General features: G+C 61.8%; 18 protein-coding genes and 1 tRNA gene. 6 read left to right on the top strand and 13 right to left on the bottom strand.

Annotated elements, in window-relative coordinates; translation table 11 throughout:
• Positions 1–72: 72 nt before the first annotated feature.
• Together PG896_RS08425 and dnaQ are read right to left on the bottom strand one after the other, a co-directional pair.
• Positions 73–1,281, bottom strand: a complete 1,209-nt coding sequence (locus PG896_RS08425) for a TIGR03503 family protein (RefSeq protein WP_270835594.1) — start codon at positions 1,279–1,281, stop codon at positions 73–75.
• Positions 1,278–2,012 carry a DNA polymerase III subunit epsilon gene (dnaQ, locus tag PG896_RS08420; RefSeq protein ID WP_041212726.1) on the bottom strand — a complete coding sequence of 245 codons (735 nt, stop codon included), beginning with the start codon at positions 2,010–2,012 and terminating at the stop codon, positions 1,278–1,280. Before dnaQ ends, PG896_RS08425 begins: the two co-directional genes overlap by 4 nt.
• A gap of 75 nt (positions 2,013–2,087) precedes the next feature.
• Here dnaQ and rnhA point away from each other — a divergent pair, with 75 nt between their 5' ends.
• Entirely contained in the window at positions 2,088–2,552 is a 465-nt protein-coding gene (gene rnhA, locus PG896_RS08415; RefSeq protein WP_171864875.1) for a ribonuclease HI, read from the top strand.
• Positions 2,553–2,558: 6 nt separating this feature from the next.
• Here the strand turns inward: rnhA and PG896_RS08410 are convergent, their stop codons facing one another.
• Positions 2,559–3,281 carry a class I SAM-dependent methyltransferase gene (locus tag PG896_RS08410; RefSeq protein ID WP_161469592.1) on the bottom strand — a complete coding sequence of 241 codons (723 nt, stop codon included), beginning with the start codon at positions 3,279–3,281 and terminating at the stop codon, positions 2,559–2,561.
• A gap of 78 nt (positions 3,282–3,359) precedes the next feature.
• On the opposite strand from PG896_RS08410, the gene gloB reads away from it, so the two are divergent.
• Positions 3,360–4,124 (top strand): hydroxyacylglutathione hydrolase, encoded by a 765-nt coding sequence (gene gloB, locus PG896_RS08405; RefSeq protein WP_109112289.1) that lies wholly within the window; start codon positions 3,360–3,362, stop codon positions 4,122–4,124.
• 87 nt (positions 4,125–4,211) lie between these two features.
• Here the strand turns inward: gloB and PG896_RS08400 are convergent, their stop codons facing one another.
• Positions 4,212–4,484 carry a hypothetical protein gene (locus PG896_RS08400; RefSeq protein ID WP_010674135.1) on the bottom strand — a complete coding sequence of 91 codons (273 nt, stop codon included), beginning with the start codon at positions 4,482–4,484 and terminating at the stop codon, positions 4,212–4,214.
• Between PG896_RS08400 and PG896_RS08395 the strand changes: the two genes are divergently transcribed.
• Entirely contained in the window at positions 4,485–5,735 is a 1,251-nt protein-coding gene (locus PG896_RS08395; protein ID WP_010674134.1) for a LysM peptidoglycan-binding domain-containing protein, read from the top strand.
• Between the two features lie 95 nt (positions 5,736–5,830).
• Here PG896_RS08395 and PG896_RS08390 read toward each other — a convergent pair whose 3' ends face one another.
• On the bottom strand, positions 5,831–6,676 hold the full coding sequence (locus PG896_RS08390) for an endonuclease/exonuclease/phosphatase family protein (protein WP_029314263.1): 846 nt from the start codon (positions 6,674–6,676) through the stop codon (positions 5,831–5,833).
• Between the two features lie 111 nt (positions 6,677–6,787).
• Between PG896_RS08390 and PG896_RS08385 the strand changes: the two genes are divergently transcribed.
• A complete protein-coding gene (locus PG896_RS08385; RefSeq protein ID WP_010674132.1) occupies positions 6,788–7,012 on the top strand; it encodes a hypothetical protein in 225 nt (74 codons plus the stop codon).
• A 6-nt stretch (positions 7,013–7,018) separates the two neighbouring features.
• Here PG896_RS08385 and yciA read toward each other — a convergent pair whose 3' ends face one another.
• The 5 genes from yciA to PG896_RS08360 form a co-directional block, all read right to left on the bottom strand.
• Positions 7,019–7,417, bottom strand: coding sequence for an acyl-CoA thioester hydrolase YciA (yciA, locus tag PG896_RS08380; RefSeq protein WP_029314261.1), 399 nt, complete (start codon positions 7,415–7,417; stop codon positions 7,019–7,021).
• Between the two features lie 139 nt (positions 7,418–7,556).
• Positions 7,557–8,369, bottom strand: coding sequence for an NAD-dependent epimerase/dehydratase family protein (locus PG896_RS08375; RefSeq protein WP_244812372.1), 813 nt, complete (start codon positions 8,367–8,369; stop codon positions 7,557–7,559).
• Between the two features lie 245 nt (positions 8,370–8,614).
• A complete protein-coding gene (locus PG896_RS08370) occupies positions 8,615–9,613 on the bottom strand; it encodes a LacI family DNA-binding transcriptional regulator (RefSeq protein ID WP_244812371.1) in 999 nt (332 codons plus the stop codon).
• A gap of 177 nt (positions 9,614–9,790) precedes the next feature.
• Positions 9,791–11,707: a transglycosylase SLT domain-containing protein gene (locus PG896_RS08365; protein WP_244812383.1), complete on the bottom strand. Its 1,917-nt coding sequence runs from the start codon at positions 11,705–11,707 to the stop codon at positions 9,791–9,793.
• 83 nt (positions 11,708–11,790) lie between these two features.
• A complete protein-coding gene (locus tag PG896_RS08360; protein ID WP_182954360.1) occupies positions 11,791–14,310 on the bottom strand; it encodes a putative bifunctional diguanylate cyclase/phosphodiesterase in 2,520 nt (839 codons plus the stop codon).
• Between the two features lie 392 nt (positions 14,311–14,702).
• On the opposite strand from PG896_RS08360, the gene hpf reads away from it, so the two are divergent.
• Positions 14,703–15,035 (top strand): ribosome hibernation-promoting factor, HPF/YfiA family, encoded by a 333-nt coding sequence (gene hpf, locus PG896_RS08355; protein WP_010674126.1) that lies wholly within the window; start codon positions 14,703–14,705, stop codon positions 15,033–15,035.
• 63 nt (positions 15,036–15,098) lie between these two features.
• Here the strand turns inward: hpf and PG896_RS08350 are convergent, their stop codons facing one another.
• Positions 15,099–15,611 (bottom strand): VC2046/SO_2500 family protein, encoded by a 513-nt coding sequence (locus PG896_RS08350; protein WP_102948204.1) that lies wholly within the window; start codon positions 15,609–15,611, stop codon positions 15,099–15,101.
• Positions 15,612–15,737: 126 nt separating this feature from the next.
• Between PG896_RS08350 and PG896_RS08345 the strand changes: the two genes are divergently transcribed.
• Positions 15,738–15,822: transfer RNA gene (locus PG896_RS08345), tRNA-Tyr, on the top strand.
• Between the two features lie 207 nt (positions 15,823–16,029).
• Here the strand turns inward: PG896_RS08345 and tamB are convergent.
• Both tamB and tamA read right to left on the bottom strand, forming a co-directional pair.
• Positions 16,030–19,803 carry an autotransporter assembly complex protein TamB gene (gene tamB / locus PG896_RS08340; RefSeq protein WP_244812370.1) on the bottom strand — a complete coding sequence of 1,258 codons (3,774 nt, stop codon included), beginning with the start codon at positions 19,801–19,803 and terminating at the stop codon, positions 16,030–16,032.
• Positions 19,804–19,879: 76 nt separating this feature from the next.
• Positions 19,880–21,655, bottom strand: coding sequence for an autotransporter assembly complex protein TamA (gene tamA, locus PG896_RS08335; protein ID WP_042017328.1), 1,776 nt, complete (start codon positions 21,653–21,655; stop codon positions 19,880–19,882).
• Positions 21,656–21,687 lie beyond the last annotated feature (32 nt).

Raw genomic sequence — 21,687 nt, 5'->3', positions numbered from 1 at the left:
ATGTGGCGTTGGAGCCGATTTCAAAAAAAGTGGCGCAATACCGTTAGGGCAAGTACGTCGATTTAACGGCGCTTACTCTTCAAGTTGCGCCTTCTGCGCCGCCATCGCCTTGTGCAGAGTGCGGCGCTTTTGCAGCAGAATGAAACCACCCGCCCCCAGCAAGAGCAGCAACACGCCACCTCCCCCCAGCGCCCAGGGCAGCCAGACCGGACTCTCCCGCTCCTCGAACCGGTCGGGGGTGGCGGCGGATGCGGGCATGGCCGCAGAGGGTGCGGGAGGGGGGGGAGGCGGTGCTATGGTGAACGACTTGGCCGGCAATTGCAGTTGCACCTCGCGACCGAGCCGGGTTGTTCCAAAGAGGGTGGCCTCCACCTTGTACTGCCCTGCCGCCTTGAGGGCGGAGAGATCCACGCCAAAACGCGGCGCTGTCGCCACCTCGTTGAACGTCATGCTACTGCCGCTGCCGTCGATGGCCTTGCCCTGGATGACCACGGAGGCGGGATCCAGTTCATCCACATCGATGACCAGAGAGAGCTTGGCTCCCCCCTCCCCGGAGGGGGGATTCAGGGAATAGCTGACCGGCCAGGGGTAGAGCAGCACCTGCTGTGACTGGGCTCGTGAGAAGACCTCATTGCCGGTGCTGAAGAGGGCTCGGTATTTTCCCGCAGGGACGTCCAGTACCGCCTCGGCGGTCAAGATACCGTCCCCCGGCACTTCGTCCACCCCCTTGCCATCATCCATGTAGCGTCCCAGGGTCTCCTCGAACACGGGATCGCCGCTCTGGCTGGCATCGTTGAACTGCTGCAGCTTGACGGTCATGCCCAGATCGGTGAGGTAGTAACCCGCCCCAGGCGCCGCGCCATCGATCAGCAGACGGGATTGCAGTTTGACCCGCTCACCCTGATAGAGGCGGGCCGGCAGCGGCTCGCTCTCGACCTGGATGTCGGTGAGCAGGCGCACCCGATTGTCGGGGTCCACCTCCCCGATCGCCTGCCAGGGGCCGGGCATGGGGTCGCGGATGGTGATGAGATCCTGATCCTTGAGGGGCAACCAGCCCACGTCGGGCGGCTTGACCTTGCCCACATAGAGCTTGCTGCCATCGGGTCGCACCAGGATCACCGAGGGCGTCCCCGGCTTGCGCTTGATGATGAAGGTGATCTCCTTCACGCCGTAATCGATGCGAAAGCGGTTGTCGAGCAGAGGAATGTCGGAAGGCGCAAACACCTCGTTGGCCGCGGCCGGGAGGGAGGCCAGCAGCAGCAGCCCCCAAAGCGATCTCATTGCCGCCACAGGCAGGCACCTCCTTTTTTCTGTACCAGATCCAGCCTCGCTTCATGAACGGCCGCCACCTCGTCGCTCGCGCGAACCACCCTGAGCGGCGGGCGATTGCTCTCCAGACGACGAATGCCGGTATCCTGGCTGGTCTCGCTCTCGCTGGTTTCACTCGCCAGATTGAGTTTGGTCTGGCCACCCGTCATCAGGAGGTAGACGTCCGCCAGGATCTCCGCATCGAGCAAGGCGCCGTGCAGGGTACGGTGAGAGTTGTCGATGCCGTAGCGATCGCACAACACGTCCAGGTTATTGCGCTTGCCCGGGAAGAGATCCCGCGCCATCGCCAGGGTATCCGTGATGCCGCAGATATCCGCCGTCTTGAAGTTCAGACCGAGCTTGCTGAACTCATAGTCCATGAAGCTCACGTCAAAGGGGGCGTTGTGGGCGATGAGCTCGGCGCCGCGAATGAACTCGATGAAATCGTCCGCTATCTGGCTAAAAGAGGGCTTGTCCGCCAGGAAGGCATCCGTGATGCCGTGCACGGCGATGGCCTCGGGGTCCACCAGCCGATCCGGCTTGATGTAGACGTGGAAATGGTTGCCGGTGAGTTTGCGGTTGATCACCTCCACACAGCCGATCTCGATGATGCGGTGCCCAAGATAGACAGGGCCGCCCGCGGTGTTCATGCCGGTGGTTTCGGTATCCAGAATGATCTGGCGATTCAGTTGGGGTGTGCTCATGATCAAATCCATGTCAAACTTCGGTTTTACTCGCTAGTTTACCCCAAGCCTCTCGCTAAAACAGATTGATTGCTCATGTTGAAACAGATTGATTTATTCACGGATGGCTCCTGCTTAGGCAACCCGGGCCCCGGCGGCTATGGTGCCGTCATGGTCTATGGCAAGCATCGCAAGGAGATCTCCGCCGGTTTTCGATTGACCACCAATAACCGGATGGAACTGATGGCTGCCATCATGGGGCTGCGGACCCTGAACGAACCCTGCCAGGTGCGGCTCACCACCGACAGCCAGTATGTGCGCCAGGGGATCACCCAATGGATCATCGGCTGGAAGAAGAAGGGCTGGATGACCGCCAACCGTCAGCCGGTCAAGAACGTCGATCTCTGGCAGGCCCTTGATGCGGAAGTGGCCCGTCACCAGATCGAATGGTTCTGGGTGAAAGGACACTCGGGCCACCCGGAAAACGAACGCTGTGACGAGCTGGCCCGTGAGGCCGCCAACGGCAAGCAGCTTGCCGAAGACAGCGGCTACCAACCCTGATGCCCGCTAGCCGCCCTGGCGCGCCATTCCTGGCGCGGCCATCGACTCCGGCAGCCGCCAGCGGCGACGCACCGGTGTCACGGGGAAACGCCGCTTGCGGGCGGCAATCACGTAAACAGACGCCAGGGAGCGGCAATAGTCCCGCCCCAGACTCTCCCGCCACCAGCCGATCTTGCTCTGCCTGCCCATGAAGGAGAAACCGAACCGCTCGTCGAACATCACCTCGCAGCCGAGCAATTGCAGCCAGTCGGTCACCCGTGCGGGCGTGAACATGCGGGCAGACCAGGGCAGATGCCGCCGCATGAAGGGCAGATAGTGACCCAGCCCCACCAGGCTGAGCGGGTTGTAACCGCTGACAATGAGCCAGCCATCGTCGGTCAGCACCCGTTCTGCCTCCCGCAGCACCTGATGAGGATCCGGCGAGAAATCGAGGCAGTGAGCCAGCAGGCAGGCATCCACGCTCCCCGATCGCACCGGCAAGGCGAGCGGATCCCCCTGGATGTCCAGCAGCCGTCCGCCGGAGGCGACACCGATTTGATGGCGAATGGTGGAACAACCGCAGGAGAGTTCGGCGCTCAGGGCACCTATCTTGAGCAAGTGATAGCCAAAGAGGTGGGGGCACCAGTTGTCGAGGCGCTCCTGAAGCTCGGCGGCCACCCAGTCCCCCATGGGCAGTGCGGACCAACTGGTCGGAAGCGCGATCTGTTGTTCGGTACGTGCCAGTTGCATAATGGGACCAACTCGGGGGCGAATGCCATCCAGTTATATAAGATCCCTTCCTTAAAGAGAACACAAGAGCCTCGACCCATGTACACCGTCATCACAGTTCCCGCCTTCAGCGACAACTACATCTGGTTGATCCGTCACGAAAATCACTGCCTGGTCGTCGATCCAGGCGAGGCCGATCCCGTGCTGGAACGGCTGGCTGCGCTGGATCTGGTGCTGGATGCCATCCTCCTGACCCATCACCACCGCGATCACGTCGGGGGCGTATCCGAGCTGCTACAACACTTCCCCCACGCTCGCCTCTATGGTCCCAAGCATGACCCCATGCCGGACCATCACGGCCAGTGGCTCGACGACGGGGATCAGATCAACTGGCATGGCCTGAGTCTGGATGTCCTCCATGTGCCCGGTCATACCCTGGGGCATATCGCCTATTACGGCCAGGGCATGCTGTTTTGTGGCGATACCCTCTTCAGCGCCGGTTGCGGCCGTCTGTTCGAAGGGACCCCGGCACAGATGCACACTTCCCTGCAACGGCTCGCGGCACTGCCCGATGAGACCCTCCTTTATTGTGCCCATGAATACACGCTCTCCAACCTGCGTTTCGCCCATGCGGTCGAGCCCGACAACCTGGCGATCCAGCGGCAGATCGGCGTGATCAGCAAACTGCGTCAGCAGGGCCTCCCGAGTCTCCCCTCCCGGCTGGGAGATGAGCGGAATTTCAATGTTTTTCTGCGCTGCGAGCAGGACTCGGTAAAATTTTCTGCTGAGAAATACGCCCTTAAATGCTTGGAAAATCCAGAGGATACCTTCGCTGTTCTGCGGGCCTGGAAGGACGTTTTTTGAACAAACCTTGATCAGGGGGGCATTGCCCCTTATGATGCGAGCTGTTTTTCCACAGATGACCTGAGCGAGATGAAGCTACGAACGGCCTTATTGGCAGCGCTGTTTCTCAGCGGCTGTCAAAACCTGAGCCATCAGGATGACCGGGCGGTAACGGCAATCGAGCCGATCAAATCCCCCCAAGTCAGCAAGAAAACGTACAAAAAACACTCTTCGCGGATGCTGTTCGGCGACGAACAGATAGAAGAGCTGGATGACACTGATAACCTGTGGGTGCGTATCAGCGATGATATGCAGCTGGACTCGCACGATAATGCCCGGGTTCGCCAACAGCGTGATTGGTTGTTGCGCAATGATAAGCATATGGCGACCATTGCCAGCCGGGCTGAGCCCTACCTGTATCTGATGGTAGAGGAAATCGAACGGCGTGAGCTGCCAATGGAGCTTATTACCATCCCCATGATCGAGAGCATGTTCGATCCCAATGCCCGCTCCCGCAGCAATGCGGTCGGTCTTTGGCAGTTCGTTCCTGCAACCGGCAAGAATTTCGGCCTGCGCCACGACAACTGGTACGACGGTCGACGCGATGTCCTGGCATCCACCAATGCCGCACTGGATTACCTGGAGTACCTGAACCGGTTCTTCGACGGTGACTGGCTGCAGACCCTGGCCGCTTACAATGCCGGTGAAGGTCGGGTGCGCAACGCCATCACCCGCAACGAACGGGCTGGTCGTCCGACCGACTACTGGTCGCTGGACCTGCCCCGCGAAACCCGGATGTATGTGCCCAAGATCCTGGCCATGGCCGACATGATCCGCAATGCGGACAAATACAATGTCACCCTGCCGGTGCTGGCCAACAAGCCGCAATTGCGAACCATCAATACCGGTGGCCAGATTGATTTGAACGTGGCCGCCCAGCTGGCTGGTGTTTCCGCCTCCCAGCTCAAGGCGCTCAATCCTGCGCTCAAGCGTGGCATGACCTCGCCGCAGGGCCCTTACAACCTGCTGGTCCCCGTCGAGTACGCCGACACCCTGGAGCTGGCCCTGGCCGATCTGCCCCAGCGTGAACGTACCCGTGGCGTGCGCTCCTATCAGGTCACCAGTGGTGATACGCTGTCACGGATCGCCCAGAATCACGGGGTGACCGTGCAACAGCTCAAGCTGGCCAATAACATGCGTGGCAACAACCTGCGCCGTGGCCAGAGCCTGATCATCCCCAATGGCGGGCGCGCAACCCAGGTTGCCCAGAGCAAGCCGCAGCAGCTCGCCAGCCGCAGTGGTGGCAAGGTGAACTATCAGGTGCGCTCCGGTGACAACCTGTGGAGCATCAGCCAGGCACACGGGGTCACCCACGCCGACCTGGCCAAGTGGAACGGCCTGAACGCCAAGTCGGCCCTCAAGCCTGGCATGAAGCTGGTGGTCTGGCCCAAGCAGGGCAAGAGCAGCAACAAGTCCATGGTCTATCAGGTGCGCCGCGGTGATTCCCTCTCCTCCATCGCAGCCCGCTTCCAGGTCGCCGTCAACGATGTGATGCGCTGGAACCAGCTCGGCAAGAGTGACTATCTCAAGCCGGGTCAGGAGTTGACCCTGTTCGTGAAGAACAACAGCTGATCGCTCGTCGCAATCCAAAAAATACCCCGCTTGATGCGGGGTATTTTTTTGTCTGCATGAACCAGCGGCGACTCCGCTCTCCCCTGAGGGATGACTCAGGGAGTGATAGCCTGGGCCGCAAAGCGCGCCAGAATGGGGTTGTGGTCAGAGGCATCGGTAGCAGGTGAACTCACCTCCACCAGATCCAGATTGCGATAGTAGAGGTGATCCAGCGGGCGGCCAAAAGCGGTGCGACGCAGATCAGGCACAGGTATGGCCTCCTGCAGGCCAAGCTCGCCCACCAGCTTGTTCAACCAGAACGCGCGCTTGTCGCTCCAGGTGTTGAAATCGCCGCCCAGGATGACCGGCCCCTGGTGGCGATGGATCAACGCAGTCAGATCGTTGAGCTGCTCGCGGAAGGTCGCCATGCCCAGTTCGAAATTGACCGCATGGAGATTCACCACCAGCACGCCGTCAGGATCCCCCTGCAAGGGATAGAGACTGACCAGACCTGACTTGGGGATACGCAGCAGGGGTTCGGGGGAACGGACGCCACAAACAAACGCCTGCGGCGTTTTCGCCACTGTCATCACGCCAAAGGAGACACCTCCCTGGGTGAAGGCCTGCAACTGCTGCCACTGGAAATCGCCTCTCTTCAGCCAGTCCAGCATCTCGGGCCGGGTCGCCGACTCTTGCAGCAGCACCAGATCCTGGGACTTGGCATACTCATCCAGCCCTTCCCGCCAGTTCTTGCGTTGTCCCTTGTAGAGGTTCCAGACGGTGATGCCAAACTCCCTCGGCAAGGCCGTGGAGGCGAGCGCCACCAGAGGTGGTCTGTCACAGCTTGCGCCAGGTATGATACCTGCCGCAGTCACCAGATGATCTTGATCCGGTACCTCGAAGCAACCGACCAGCCCCAACGTCAGCAGGGACGTTCCCAGAATCCGATAACTATTTTTCATTGGCTAACAATCACCTGCCTCTGCAAGACGACATGGCCCTCACACAGGCCACGGTCGCCGACTAGTCTCATTATTCGTGTCCGGCCCGACTCATCCAGAAGGAATTCAACGATGGCGAGACAGCACCAGTACCGCGTGACATTTTACGATCAACAGGGAACCTGTCATCAAGTGGAGCTTTCCACCGTCTATCAAATCAGGCGGGATCCCCAATGTGATCTCTGTCTGTTCGACACCCGGCAGTGCGTGGGGTCGGAAGAGATGCTGGAGCGCATGATACGGCAAAAAACCGGGCTTGAGCAGGAAATATCCATCATCAATGCCCGGCTCATCTGAGCAGACTCAGACCGGGACGGGGCGGGATTTGCCCTGATCGTCGATGGCCACATAGGTGAAGACGCCCTCGGTCACGCAGTACCGCTGGGCTTCGTTCTCCCGCAATACCGGCTTGACCCAGACCTCCAGCTTGAGTCGCATGGAGCTGCGACCAATCTTGAGGCAGCGACCGTAACAGCACACCACGTCACCCACCTTGACCGGGCTGTGGAAGGTCATCCCCTCCACCGAGACGGTACAGATGCGCCCTTTTGCCAGCTCCTTGGCCATGATGCCCCCACCTATATCCATCTGGGACATAATCCACCCGCCGAAGATATCGCCATTGGGGTTGGTATCGGCTGGCATTGCCAGGGTTCTCAGCAACAGCTCCCCATCGGGGTGGCGCTTGGTCTCTTCCATCATTACCGCTCTCTTTATCATGGATGGCGGCATGATAGGGGGCGATCCCCCCCTTGGCAAACCTCAATTGTCCCGGAGCGCGCGCCGTATCTGGTTTGCACGCCAGATGACCGACTCCGGGGCCCGGATGGCGACGACCCGTTCAGCCCTTCAAGGCCGCACCGTCCGCAAACCAGTGGGCCGGATCCGGCCAGCGATAGACGAAACCAAGCTGCTGGCAGATGCGCTGACCTTCGATGGGAGCAAACTCCCCCGCCGGCTCAACGAACTGCGGCGGCACCAGCCCGAGCAGGCGGCTCGCGAAGGGGTAGAGCTGCTCCCGGCGCGGGTGGACGGGGGCACTCAGATTGTAGGCATCCCCATCCTGCCCCCGGGCCAGCATCAGCTCACAGGCGGCTACCACGTCGTCCAGATGCACCAGGTTCACAGCCTGGCCTCCCCCGGCCAGCGTCTTGCCCGCCAGAAAACGGCCGGGGTGACGGTCAGGACCATAGAGTCCGGCCGGGCGCAAGATCATGGCGCAGTCAACATGCCCTTCCAGCACGGCAAGCTCGGCCGCCCGCATCCGCAAGCCTCTGTCATGGACTGGAGCGGGCGTATCCTCCTCCCCCTGTCCGGCCCCCCAGACCGAAGTCGCGCTGATAAACAGAACCCTCTGAACCCCCCCCTCCCTCGCCTGTCGACACAAGCTGGCCACGGACGCCGGGTAATCCCCGGTCTTGCTGGGGGGCACACAGATCACCAGGTCATGACAGCGAAAAGGCAGTGATCCCATGTCAGGGGTAAGCAACAGCGGCCAGGCGGCAATACCCTCCCCCCGCAGCCGTTCAGCCTTTTCGGCCGTACTGACCGTCACCGCGACAGATTGCCCCTGCTCTTGCAATGCCCTGGCCAGGGGCAACCCCAGCCAGCCGGCGCCCACGATACCCGTCTGATACTCAAATTCGTTCGTCATACCCGGATCCTGACAAAAAAAACGGCCATCCAATGATGACCGTCGAAAGTAACGAAGGAAATAGCCGGATTAACCGGTTACCTCCCACAGCGGGAAAATCGGGAGCGCACGCTCCTAATTCGTGGGCCTATCCTAGTGGCAGCGCGGTCAAAAAGCTTTGAAGCGGATCACAGTTGAAAAGGATTTCTGAAAGCGCTTTCACTGTTTTGCAAAAAAGTCGACCCGCACGGGGCCAACTTCATGACTCAGGCCACAGATTCCCGCCGTACCAGTTCGGCTTCGAATTTGAGCGCCAATCCCTCTACCGGCTTGTGATCCAGCAGCCTCAGGGCCAGCTCAGCTGCCCGCTCTCCCATCTCCTCGATGGGGTAACGTACCGTGGTGAGCTTGGGATAGATGTATCGGGCATAGGGGATATCATCAAAACCGACCACAGAGACCTGCTGGGGGATCTTGTAACCCCGCTCCAGCAGACAGGAGATGGCCCCCGCCACCATGGCATCGTTGAAACCAAGCACAGCGCTGAACTCGACGCCGCGCGCCAGCAGCTCGCTCATGGCCACATAGCCACCTTTTTCATCGGCATAGGCACGGCCGATGAGGGCAGGATCCAGCTCGATACCTGCCAGTTGCAGGGCGAAGCGATAGCCGGCCATCCGCTGCTGACCATCCACAAACTCCTCGTCATCGGAGGTGACGAAGGCAATCTTGCGATGTCCCGCGTCCAGCAGATGCTGGCAAGCCGTGGTGATGCCGGCCTGGTTGTCCAGCCAGACGCAGCGATCCTCGCAGCCTGGCACCTGACGGTTGATGAAGACGATGGGGGTCGTGCCCGACGCCAGCTCGCTGAGCTCTTCGTCAGGCAGCGCCTTGCTGTGAAGGATCAGGGCATCACACTGGCGCTGCAGCAGCGCCTGGATGGCGTGCCGCTCACGGGCCGCGTCGTGGTTGCCGGACACCACGATGGTGAACTTGTTCGCCTTGTCGACCATGCTTTCGATGCCGCGCATCATCTGAGCGAAGAAGGGGCCGCCACACAGATCCCCCACCAGCACACCGATACAGTTGGAGCGTTTGCTCACCAGGGCCTGGGCGAAGCTGTTTGGACGAAAGCTGAGCTCCTTCATGGCCGCGAGGACAGCCTCGCGCTTCTCGGGCGCCACCTGCGCCGTGTTGTTGATCACTCGAGACACTGTCGAAATGGAGACATTCGCCAGCTGAGACACATCTTTGATCGTTGCCACTCTCGATTCCTTTGTTGGAAAAGCCTGTCAGTGATGATCGGGCATTGTATCGAACCTGACAGACCAAGACGCGGCGCCCGATCACCTGGCAGGTTTCCTTTTGTAACAAAGCTTAAGGGATGATAACCATTCTGGGGCAAGAATGGGAGGCAGCCGCGACAACGACTGCCCCCGAACTCAATAGGCGTGATTCAGCTCGCGTTCCGACATGAAACGCAAAGGCTGCTGCAGCTTGTGTTGATAGATGAGATCGAAAGAGAGCACGTTCTGGACATAGTTGCGCGTCTCCCGATAGGGGATGCTCTCCACCCAGACATCCATCGGCTTGTTGTCGCTCTGCTCGCGCCAGCGCTTGACCCGGCCAGGACCCGCATTGTAGGCCGCCGCCGCCAGGATCCGGTTGCCGTCATACACATCCAGCAGGCGCTTGAGGTAGGCGCTGCCAAGACGAATGTTCATGGCCGGGTCGAACAGTTGCTGCTCGTTGCGATAGGGCACCCCAAGCTTGCCGGCCGTCTCTTTCGCGGTGGCAGGCATCAGCTGCATCAACCCCCGCGCCCCGACCGGTGACTGGGCCAGGGGATAGAGTGCGCTCTCCTGACGGGAGATGGCGTAGAGCAGACTGGTGTTCATGGTGCGCTCTTGTGCCATCTGGGAGAAGGTGCGCTTGAGGGGCAGCGGGAAGCGCAGATCCAGCGCATCCCAGGCCTCGGCACGGATGCTGGAGAGGATCGCCAGCTCGTGCCAGCCCTGGTTGAGGGCGATGTGACCAAACTCCAGACGCTGGGCCACGCTGTTGCGATCCATGTTGTGGATCCACTCAGAGCGGGCCGCCGTGATCTCGTTCATCGCCAGCAGTTCACGCACCCGCAGCAGGAAGGGCCAACGGCGACTGGCACTTTGCCAGTCCGGCACCTTGTGCGCCACGCTCTGGTTCTTCATGCGATAGGGCACACCGATGCGCTGGGCCGCCATGAAGCCGTAGAAGCCGCGCAGGTTCGCAGTCTCGAGATAGAGGTCCCGCGCCGGTTTCTGCCGCCCCTGTTTCTCCAGCGAGCGCGCCATCCAATAACGCCAGCGATCCTCTTTTTGCAGCCCCATGGGCATCCGCTTGACCCAGCCTTCGAGGCCGCGCCAATCCTGCTCCCAGATGGCAAGACGGGCCCGCAGCTCCACCAGCTCCGGATCCTTGAGCCGCACCAGGGCCGTATCCAGCCAGGCGCGCTGGTCAGAAGAGCGGTCCAGCAACAGGCGGCGGGCGGCCGCCTTCTCCACCCGATTCACCTCGGCATGGTTCAGGCCGAAGCGACGGGCCATCTCCCCCAGCTGGCGCAGAACCGCGTCGGGCTCCTGATTGGCGTAGCGGGCCAGCCCCAGGGAGAGCAGATGCCGCGACGGGGGCGCCGCCGTGAAGTTGGCCGGATTCATCGCCCGCACGGGTTGGTCATACAGGGCGATCATCTGATCGCCATACCCCTTCATGCCGCTGCCGAGCTGGGCCCCGAGGTGGCGAATGAGGTTGGGGTTCTGGGCCTCGAAAGCCAGGTTCATGCGCTCCCAGATCTTCTCCTGAGTACGCAGACCCGCCTGCTGCCAGAGCTGGAACAGGGGATCGCAGGCATCGGGCCTGGATTGACCGCTCAACCAGAGCTTGCCTGCCTCCTGCAGGGCTTCACTCTGGTGCCCCGTGTAGTAGCGGGCCTGATAGTGCTGACAGAGCAGATCGGTGGAGCTTGGCTTGGCCGGATAGAAGCGCAGGAACTGGGACCACTGCTGGCTCTGGGCAAGATAGGTGAGATAGCTGCGCTCGAGCCGGTTGGACTGGGGGGTGTCCCCGTGCTGGCGGATGAAGCGGGTCACATCGTTGTAGTCTGCCGCCCCGGGACGGAACGCAAGCTGGTAGTAATCCAGATAGGGCAACAGCGGATAGTGGATCAGGCGTGCCCGAAGCTGGCTGAATTTGACCTGATCATTGGCACGCACGGCCTCATGGGCCTGGCGATAGAGAGACTGCTCCATGGTCTGCGCGAAGGCAGGAGCCAACAGCCCCGGCATCCAGAGCGCAGACAAGATGATTCCCTGCACGACTTTCACGAATGGCATTCTCCCCTTGAAGGCATAACCACCGCCAAAGGGCGGTGGTGACATACCTTCATTCTACCCGCTAAGCACGGGGGCTACGCCACACTATTTTTATCGGTGCAGACGGGGCGATCACCGCGTACCTGGCGGCTGACATAGCGTTCAAGGTAGGGAACAGGGAGCGGCTTGGAGGCGAGGTATCCCTGGAAGAAATGGCAGCCCTGCGCCTGCAGAAACTCCAGTTGCTGGCGGGACTCCACTCCCTCCGCCGTCACGTTGAACCCCATGTGGCGGGCCATGGCGATCACGGCCTCGACGATGGCCATGTTGTCACCATCCTTGGGAATGTCCTGGATGAAAGAGCGGTCGATCTTGAGCTCGTCCGCCGGCAGCCGCTTGAGGTAGCTCAGGGAAGAGTACCCCGCCCCGAAGTCATCGATGGCAAAGCTGATGCCCAAGGTCTTGAGTTCCGCCATCTTGCTGATGGTGTCTTCCGCATGACCCAGCACCACCGACTCGGTGATCTCCAGGTTGAGGCAGGCGGGATCCATGCCGGTGGCCGCCAGCACGTCGTGAATGCGATCGACAAAGTCGGGAGCATGGAACTGTTTGGCACTCACGTTGACCGAGAGCTGGGGGACGTGGATCCCGCTCTCCTCCCAGGAGACGTACTGGGTACAGGCTTCGTGCAATACCCAGTTGCCGATGTCGACAATGAGATCCGTTTCCTCGGCAATGGGGATGAACTCGGCAGGCGACACCAGGGCACGCCCGGGAGGTTGCCAGCGGATCAGTGCCTCGACACCGATGATCTCCCCCCCCGCCACCATGTGCTGGGGCTGGTAGTGGAGAGTCAGTTCCCCATTGTCGAGGGCACTGCGCAGCTCGTTGTGAATGTGCAGACGCCGGTCGGCCTGCAACTGCATGGAGGCATCGAAGAAGCGCCGGGTCTTGCGGCCCGCCGATTTCGCCTGATACATGGCGGTGTCAGCCTGCTTGAGCAGATCCCCCGCCTCCTGCTCCCGACCGGGGAAGAGGGTGATGCCGACACTGGCGCCGATGTGCAGCACCTGGCCTCTGAAATCATAGGGAGCGGCGATCTCCCCGATGAGCCGCTCCGCGATGAGGTCGGCCTGCATCTCCGCCTGGGGCGGGCTGATGGAAAGCGCTGGCAGCAACAACACGAACTCGTCGCCGCCGAGACGGGCCAGACAATCCCCCTGGCGCACCAGCCGCTTGAGACGGCTGGCCACCTCCTTGAGCAGCCAGTCGCCAGTGGCGTGACCCAGGGAATCATTGATGGTCTTGAAGTGGTCGAGATCGATGAACAGCAGGGCCCCTATAAGGTGACTGCGATTTGCATCGGTGAACGCCTGGGTCAGGGTTTCGTGCAACTGACGGCGATTGGGCAGGCCGGTCAGCTCGTCATAGAAGGCGAGATCCTGAATGCGGCGCTCCGCCGCCTTGCGCTCGGAAATATCCTCGAAGAAGATGACATAGTGGCTGATCCCCCCTTTTTCATCCTGCACCGGCGTGACGATCTCCCACTGGGGATAGGCGTGACCGTCGGCGTGCAGGCGCAGGGTTTCCCCCTGCCAGCGATCCAGGGCGTTGAGCTCGTAACCCAGGCCTCCCAGCCCCGACCAGAGATCGTTGCCAAGATGCAGACCAATCACCCCCTGGTTGTCAAAGCCGGTGATCTGGCTGAAGGCGTAATTGACCCGCAGGATCTTGAACTCGGGATCCGTGATGATGATCCCTTCGTGAGTTTCAAAGGCCACCGCAGACAGCCGCATCAGGGCATCGCTCTGCAGGCGCTCCAGCTCGGCCACCATGCGCACCGAGAAGATGGTCAGGACGGAATCCAGATCCGTGGTCCGGGTCTGGCTCGGGAACAACAGGGCGAGATGACCCAGGATCTGACCGTTGCGATCGAGCAGCGGCTGGGCGTAATAGTGCTGGCCCGGGGGCAGGTCAGGATACCCGGTCAGGGGTTCACTCACGGGGACCGCGCTGGAGGGCCCCTGGCGATAGAGCTGCTGGCAGGGCATGTCACAGAGGGCATACTCCTTGACGTCGATGCCGTGGCTCGCCAGCACTCTCAGCCTGTCGAGACCAACCCGCTCCGTCAGCCAGACGGCAGTGGCTCCCAGGATATGGGCCAGCTCGTTGACCAGGGTCTGGCAAAAATCGAGCCCCGTCTTGGCGGAGAGCGCCTGCGCCAGCTTGGCCAGCAAGGGGGCCTGCAACATGGGAAGCGGCGGTGTCACGCCTGCGGGGGAGTTGGCGCGATCCATCTCGCGATGCATCATTTCGAGGGGGGCAAGCCAGCCACAACAGAGCCCCTGTGCAGGCACATACTGACCGTACCAGAGCGCATGGTGTACCTTGCCGTCCTCATCGCGCAGGTGGCCGATGAACTGGCCTGGCTGGCAGGAATCGTGGAGTCTTGCAAGAAAATCGGCGAAACCCGCTTCATCTTCCCGCTCAAGTTGGGTGGCCCAGGGGTGGGCTTCCTCCCCTGCCCAGGGTTCACAAGAGACATGATCAGACAGGCTCCATTGCCCATGCTGCCGATCATAAAACCACATCATCTGGGTGGCTTGCTGCTTCATCTACGACTCCAACCACTACAACCACGTTATCCACCCCGACTCCTGCAGAAAAGCATATCCGTTTGCGCGCATATCTCCACCGGCGCATGGCAATGATTTTGCGATGCGATGAGGCGATGTGGGTGGAGAAAATTCGAGACTATGCGGCAAAAACCAAACATCGGGTCGACACAAGGCGCTGCCGAGGGGGGACAGAAACGATCCTATTTGCTGATACTGCCTGCCTGTTTCACTGAGCTCAAGCGGTTTTTGGCATGAAACGGGAAAAGCTCACAATTTATGGACAGCGGGATTCCCAAGGGTATTTTTCGTGACACAGATCACATTTTGATTTGGCGACATGGGTAATCTGGAGGTGAAGACACAAGCAAGACGACCCGAAGGGGGCCATTATGAAAATCGAAATGACCAGTAAAATCATCGACATCACCCCAGCCATCCGCGAGCGCATTGAATCCCGTTTTGAAAAGCTCGAGCGTCTTCAGGTGCCTCTTATCACACCCCATGTGATCATCTCCAAAGAGCGTTTGATGTATATCGTCGAAGCCACTATCGGCATTCCCAACGGCAAACTGTTTGCGCAGGCAGAGCACGAGGATCTCTATGCTGCCATCACGGACCTGGGCCAGAAGCTGGAACGCCAGCTCAACCGTCACACGGAAAAACCCATCGCCCGTCGTGCCGCCGGCAAGGAAGTGCCCCAACCGGACGAAGCAGACGCCTGACAAGGTTCACCACTCATAAAGCAAAAGGCGGGTTATCCCGCCTTTTTGCATTCTACCGTGCCGTCACCCCAGCCAGCGCAGTCTGGCATCCACCCCTTGCGCAAGCTCATCGAGCAGCGGCAGCATCATCAGCGGAGCCTCCTCCCTGGGGTCAGCGCCCATAGGTCGGGCCTGCCAGCGCTCGCGACCCAGTGCCGAGAGGTTGTCGTACACCGCGGGATCCAGCGCGGGCGTTCGGCTCACCAGTGGCGGGGAGCGCAGCGCCAGCCAGAGTCTCACATCCGTCATGCACCCGCCTTGTTGCAGACGCTCGTTGAGGCTGGTGGCATCGATCTCTTCCACCCCGCCTTGCAGGGACGCCCGGGGCATCAGACCGAAACGGGAGCGCCAATCCAGCTCACCCGACGCAGGCTTGGGCGGGGCATCAAACCAGGGCTGCTCTTCCACTGCATCAGTCAGCAGCGCCAGATGCAGCCTGAAGTCGGCACGGTCCCCCGAACGGAGATCCTGGTTGAGCCGTTGGCCCAACTGGGCCTCATCCACGAGCAAGCGGTCACGAATCGCACTGGGCAGCATGAGATAAATCTTGGAAATGAAGGTTTCATTGCTTATCGGCCATCAACCCGATCCTTTAAGCATTAAAAATCCCAGCAGAGGGGTTCACAAGCGCGACAGATCTGTTAGTATGCGCCTCGCACTTGGGGAGGGGTTCCCGAGCGGCCAAAGGGATCAGACTGTAAATCTGACGGCTCTGCCTTCGAAGGTTCGAATCCTTCTCCCTCCACCATCTTTCAGAAAGCCCGGCCTTGTGCCGGGTTTTCGCTTTTCTGCCTTCCACAAATCCCCTTCTTCTCTACAAAAAAACGGGAGGCCAGGCCTCCCGTCAATATATGCACGCTCTCACCCCGAACCTGCTGGCGACAGCTGTCATCAGCAGGTCGGGCAGAGGGGGATAAGCGTCCCCCCAGGCATCTGTCTTGTCATCCGCCCCCCCTTACAGGGTGAAGCGATAGAAGATATCCACCGCCTGGGCCACCCCGCTCATGGCCTGCAGATAGAGCCTTGGCATCAGCTCGTAGCGCAGCTTGAATTCGGCGATGGGGCTGAACACCCCGACCCCGTACTGGAACTGCAAGCCGGGCAGCAGGTAGGCCGACAGGGTCACCTGGGTGTCATCGCCACTGCCTGCTGTATCGAGGGCCACGTCGCTCATGCCGAGGGACTCCCCGATGCTGGAGACCACGCCGCTCGCCTGGCTCACGGCCCCCGACACCAGCAGGCCGTTGAAGCCGCCATCCTCGCCGCTGGTCTGCAATCCCTTGCCCCGCAACAGATAGGAGAGCTGTTCGGACTGCGCCATCTGCGGTTCGGAATAGACAGTGATCTTCGGCTTGGCGGCCGGCCCCGTCACCCGCACCCCGACGGTCACGTTGTCCTCGATGGTGTCCGGATCCCGATAGGTCTCGATGTTGAGATAGGGCTGATCGATGGGGCCGGAGAAGAGGATCCGCCCCTCCTTGATGATGAGGTTCTGGCCATAGGCCTTGAAGCGCCCGTCCCTGAGCTCCAGTTGCCCGTTGCCCGAGAGCGGCTTGGAGGGATCCTGGCGAATGTTGAGGGCCCCTCCCACCTTGGTCTTGAGTCCCATGGCTTCAAGGCGGACGTCGTCCCCGAGCCGGATGGCGAGCCTGATCTCCATGGGCAGCGGTGCCGCCTTGGGGACCGGCGGCAGATCGTCGTAGATGACGGTGACATCATCGGAGACCGCTACCGCGCTGTCTGGCAGGCTCTTGACCAGGATGCGCGACCAGGGGATGTCCACCTGCCCGGTCACCCTGGTCTCCTCCCCGAGAGAGATGGCGATGTCAGGTGTCACCCTGACCCGGCCCATGCCCGGGTACTGGGCTTCCAGCTCCTTGCCCTGAATAGTGAGGCTGCCAGTCACCGGCTGCTGGGCCCAGCTCAGCCAGCCCCCCAGCACCAGGGGGCCCTTGCCCACCATCATGGAGCCGTCGAGTTCGGCCCGGTTGCCTTCTATCTTGAGGCGGGTCACCAGCTTGGAGAGGGTCACCATGTCGGAGTGGGTCTGAACCTCCCCCTCCTTCAGGCTCAGCTCGCCATACAGCAGGGGGGCAGCCAGGGTACCGTCGAAGCGGGCATCCGCCGAGATGACCCCTTGCAGGGAGCGCACTTCGGGAATGAGGGGCGCAAAGGTCGCCAGCTTCAGATCGTCAAACCTGAGTTGACCGCCGAGGTTGCCGCGTCCGGCGGGATCCCGGATCAGCAGATCGGTGTCGATGTTGCCGATCTGCTCGGAGGCGAAATCGACCCGGATGGCGGCCTGCTGGCGCTCGAAGTCGATCCCGAGCTCGAGGCGCTGGTAGTCGGTCTTGAGTTCGTCTGCGACGAAGGTCCCAGGCGTGGTGCGCACGGTGGCGTGCAGGGTCGGCTGGTTGCCGCGCCAGCTGGCGCGCCCGTCGGCCGACAGCACCGCCTGCCAGCGGAAATTGTCCGGCAACCAGGGGCGCAGCCGCTTGAGATCAAATTCGTTCAGGGCAAATTCCAGATTGCCCTGGGACTGGGCTATCCGGCTCCCCTTGACGCAGAGACTGGCCTTCTGGGACGCGAGGCAGAGATCCCCCATGGTCAGCTGCTGTTTCGGCAGATCCAGGTCCAGAGACCAGGGGGCGGTCAGCGCCCAGCGCTTGAGGGGGGTCTTGATCTTCAGCTCGGCAAGGGCGCCACGCCAGCGGTCACCGCGCAGGCTGCCATTCAGGCTGAGGTCTGCCGCCAGGGGATCCCCCTTCATGGTCAAGGTGAGCCCGTGGCGCTCGAGATCGCCGCTCAGGTTCAGGGCGATTTGCGAGAGCTTGGTCTCCCCCTGCGCCAGGCTCGCCACCGTCACCGCCACCTCACCGGCGGGCTTCTCCCCGACCAGGGCGTTGGCCCTGATGACGGTCTCCTTGAGGACGGTGCCCGCGTAGGCGAGTCGGCCCGACACCAGATCGGCATTCACGCGCGGCGCCTGCTGGTTGCCGGTGACGCGCACCTGGCCCTTGATGTCCCCTCCCAGACCCGGGTAGATACCCCCAAGCTTGGGCGCATCCAGATCCGCATCCAGCTTCCAGGCCTGGGTCGTGAGCGAGCCTTTGGCCTGCAGCCGGTTGGGGCCGCTTTGCAGCGCCAGGGCCGGGATGGTCCACTCCATCTTGTCGTTGCCGCTGAGCCTGCCCTGCAAGGCCAGGGGATACTGGTTGAGCTTGCCATCCACCTTGAGCTCGGGCAGGACCAGCTGCCAGTGGCCCGCCTCATCCAGATCGAAGCGACTGGTGATCTTGCCCGCCAGTACCCCCTTGATCTCGGGCACCAGCTCCGCCGGGTTGATCCCCTTGAATTCGGTCGTCCCCTGCCACTGGACCCCCTTGCTCCAGGCCAGCTTGCCGTCGACCTTGAGCTCCCCCTTGAGGGCCCCCAGCAGCAGCTCGATGCGGCTCAGCTGGTTGAGATCCCCCTTGCCCGAGAGCGCCACCTTGAAGGGGGGCACATCGGTCCCCTTGCCGGCGGTGTTGAGCGCAAACTGGTAACCGGAGAGCTTGCCCTTGGCGCTCAGGGTGCCCTTGTCCAGCCGATAGCTGGGCTCATCCTTGGCGGGCTTGTGCAGGGGCCAGGAGAGGCTCTTCCAGTCCAGCGCCAGATCGAAGGGCAGATCCGGGTCGAGGGCCGCGAGGGATCCTTTGAGATTGGCGCCCACCGGCCCCTTGGCCTTGAGTGCCAGCCCAAGCTTGCCCACAGAACCGTCCAGGACGAGATTGACCTGCTCCCCCTTGAGCTCCCCGTCCAGCAGCCCTTGACGCGCCTTGGCATCCAGAGTCAGGGCGAGGGGGTAATCCTCGTGCAGGCGCACCTGACCACTCAAGGTCAGATCCGCCATGGCATGGCGCAAGGAGAGCTCCCGGATGTCGATGCGCTCCTCCTCGGCGGTGGCCGACAGCAAGAGGTTGTCTAGCCCCTCCACCAGCTCACCTTGCTGATAACGGAACGCCGTGGCTTTCAGCCCCTCCAGCTGGATGGGGAAAGGCAGTCGCACCGCCGGCAGCACCATGGGCTCGGGCTTGCTTGCGGCCTGCATCTTGTCACCGGGGGCAGCCTTGCCCTCGCCGGCCGCCAGGGTGGCGCTTTTCTCATCCGCCGGTTTGGCGCCCTTGTCACTGGCCGCCTCCGCCGGGGACGGTGCCAGCACCACGTTCAGGCCATCGAGCACGGGGCCGCGCACGATGAGCCCGGCGCGATCTAGGGCGGCGCCAATGTCCAGATCCTTGAGGGTGATCGTCACGCCGGGCACCGCCACATCGAGATCGGCAACCTTGAGGCTGTCGACCTGGATTTTGAGCGGCAACGGATGCCAGACGAAGGGCTCCGACGGCTCTTCCGGCACCGGCTCGGACTCCGCCACCCGGACAACGGGGCGAGTCACCGCCAGAGACTTGATCCAGAGCTTGCCCTGCAGGAGCTTGCCCAGATCCCAGTCCAGCACGGCCCGCTCCACGGTGACATCCACCAGCTCGTCCCGCCAGCCAACCCCTTCGAAGGTCCAGCCATACCCGAGTTGCCCCGCCACCAGCTCCCCCTTGAGGGAGGGCAGCGCGGCTCTGGCCTGTTGCCACAGCCACTTGTTGCCCTGATGGGTGAAGCCCAACAGGCTGACGCCGATGAGCAGCAGGAAGAAGAGGCCCATGAGCCACAAGAAAATGCGTTTTACCCAGATCACGATGCAGACCCCTGCAAGGAAAGCAGCCGCAGCGGCCAGAAAAGAGAAAGAAGAGGATGTGCGCCTGGTTGCCGGGTCATAGTTCCGGCCCCAGCGCGAAGTGCAGCCGCAGCGGCTTGTCCTCCTCGGAGATGCCCACCGCCAGATCGAGCCTGACCTGACCGATGGGGGTGACCCAGCGCACCCCGACCCCGGTGCCTATCTTCCAGGCCTCGCTGTAGTCGACGGTGGCGGTCCCGGCGTCCACGAACAGGGCGCCGAGCCACTTCTCGCTGAAGCGGTAGTTGTACTCCAGGCTGCCGACGCTTGCGTAGCGCCCGCCGGTCAGCTTGCCATCGTCCCCCCGTGGCGAAATGGTCTCGTAACCGTAACCCCGGACCGTCTGATCGCCGCCGGTGAAGAAGCGCAGGGAGGGGGGGACCAGGGAGAAATCATCCCCGACGATGGCCCCCTGTTCGGCCCGCATCAGGAAACGGTGATCTTCGCCCAGGGTGCGCAGCCACTTGCTGCGCCCCCACACCCGCATGAAGCTGATATCGGACCCCCAGTAGGGGCTCGAGAACTCCATCGTCAGTTGCTGGCGATCCCCCCAATCCGGCACCAGACCGCCGCGCACCCGCAGCCGTGACCAGGAGACGCCGGGGATCAGCAGCAGGCTGTTCCCCTCGTCCTGACCCTGGACGTAGCGCTCGTTCTCCAGGCGCACAAAGACGTCTCTGTCCCAGCTCTCCGGTCGGCGTGTCCAGCGGTGCACCCCGAAGGTGGCCAGATCGGAGCGGGTGTCGTTGTTGTCGGTGTATTGATAGCCCGCCTGCAGGGAGTAGTAATCCCGTAGCGGGTTGCCCACCGGGATCTGGTAGTCGAAGCTGAGCTCCGCTTCCGGCGCCGAGATCTTGGCGGTGCTGGAGAGGCGGTGACCATAGCGGTTCACCCAGGGTTTCTCCCAGGTGGCACTCAGGCGCGGCCCCACGTCCGTGGCATAACCGATACCGGTCTCAATCTCGTGATCGACCCGGTTGGAGAGGGTCACCTGCACCGGCACCCGGTTGCCCTCGGCCTGGCTGATCAGGGGTTTGATGTCCACCTGCTTGAACAGCTTGGTGGAAGAGACATCCTGGGACATCTCCGCCAGACGGATCGCCAGATAGGGGTCGCCGCTCTTGATGTTGATGAGCGGGCGAATAAGGTGCAGTGCCTCCGGCGTCGCGTCATAGCGGATCTCGCCGAAATGGTAGCGCGGGCCGGAGCGAAACAGGATGTAGATCTCCGCCTTGCCCTGTTCCGGGAAAACCTTGACCTGGCTCTTGCTGATCTTGGCGTCAAAATAGCCGCGGGCCAGCCCCAGACTGCCGAGATCCGCCTTGATGGATTCATATTTGCCGTGGTTGAGGGGATCTCCCTCCTTGAGGGGCAGCTTGTCCAGCAGCTCGCTGTACACCTCGTCGCTCCCCGCATCCCCTTCCAGCAGGATGTCGAGGCGCGAGATGATCACGGGTTCCCCCCGCTCAATCTCGATCACCACCTTGGCGGGCGTCTTCTTGTCGCGGTTCAGAGTGATCTTGGGCTGGTAGTAGCCATAGACCTGCAGCGCCTTCTGTACGCTCTCGGTGATCTTGGCGCGGGCGGGGCGGTACTGGCGTTCCTGATAGACGGGCAGGGCGTTGAGGTAGGCCTCGACGTTGTCTTTCTGCTCTCCCCTGACCCCCTTGATCTGGTAGGTCAACTTGGCCGCCATGGCGGGCATCGCCATCAGCCAGAGAGCGAGGGCGAGCAGCAAGAGACCGGGCCCGGGGCGACGGGATCGCCCGGATGAAGTGCTCCCGGTGAGAAAAGTAGGATAGCATCCTGTCAAACGTCATTTTCCCCGAATAACATGATTTAAAG

The sequence above is a fragment of the Aeromonas sp. QDB30 genome (assembly GCF_027707645.1).
Taxonomy (GTDB): domain Bacteria; phylum Pseudomonadota; class Gammaproteobacteria; order Enterobacterales; family Aeromonadaceae; genus Aeromonas; species Aeromonas caviae.
Note: the sequence above shows the minus strand (reverse complement) of the source record. Positions and strands in the feature narration are given on the sequence as shown.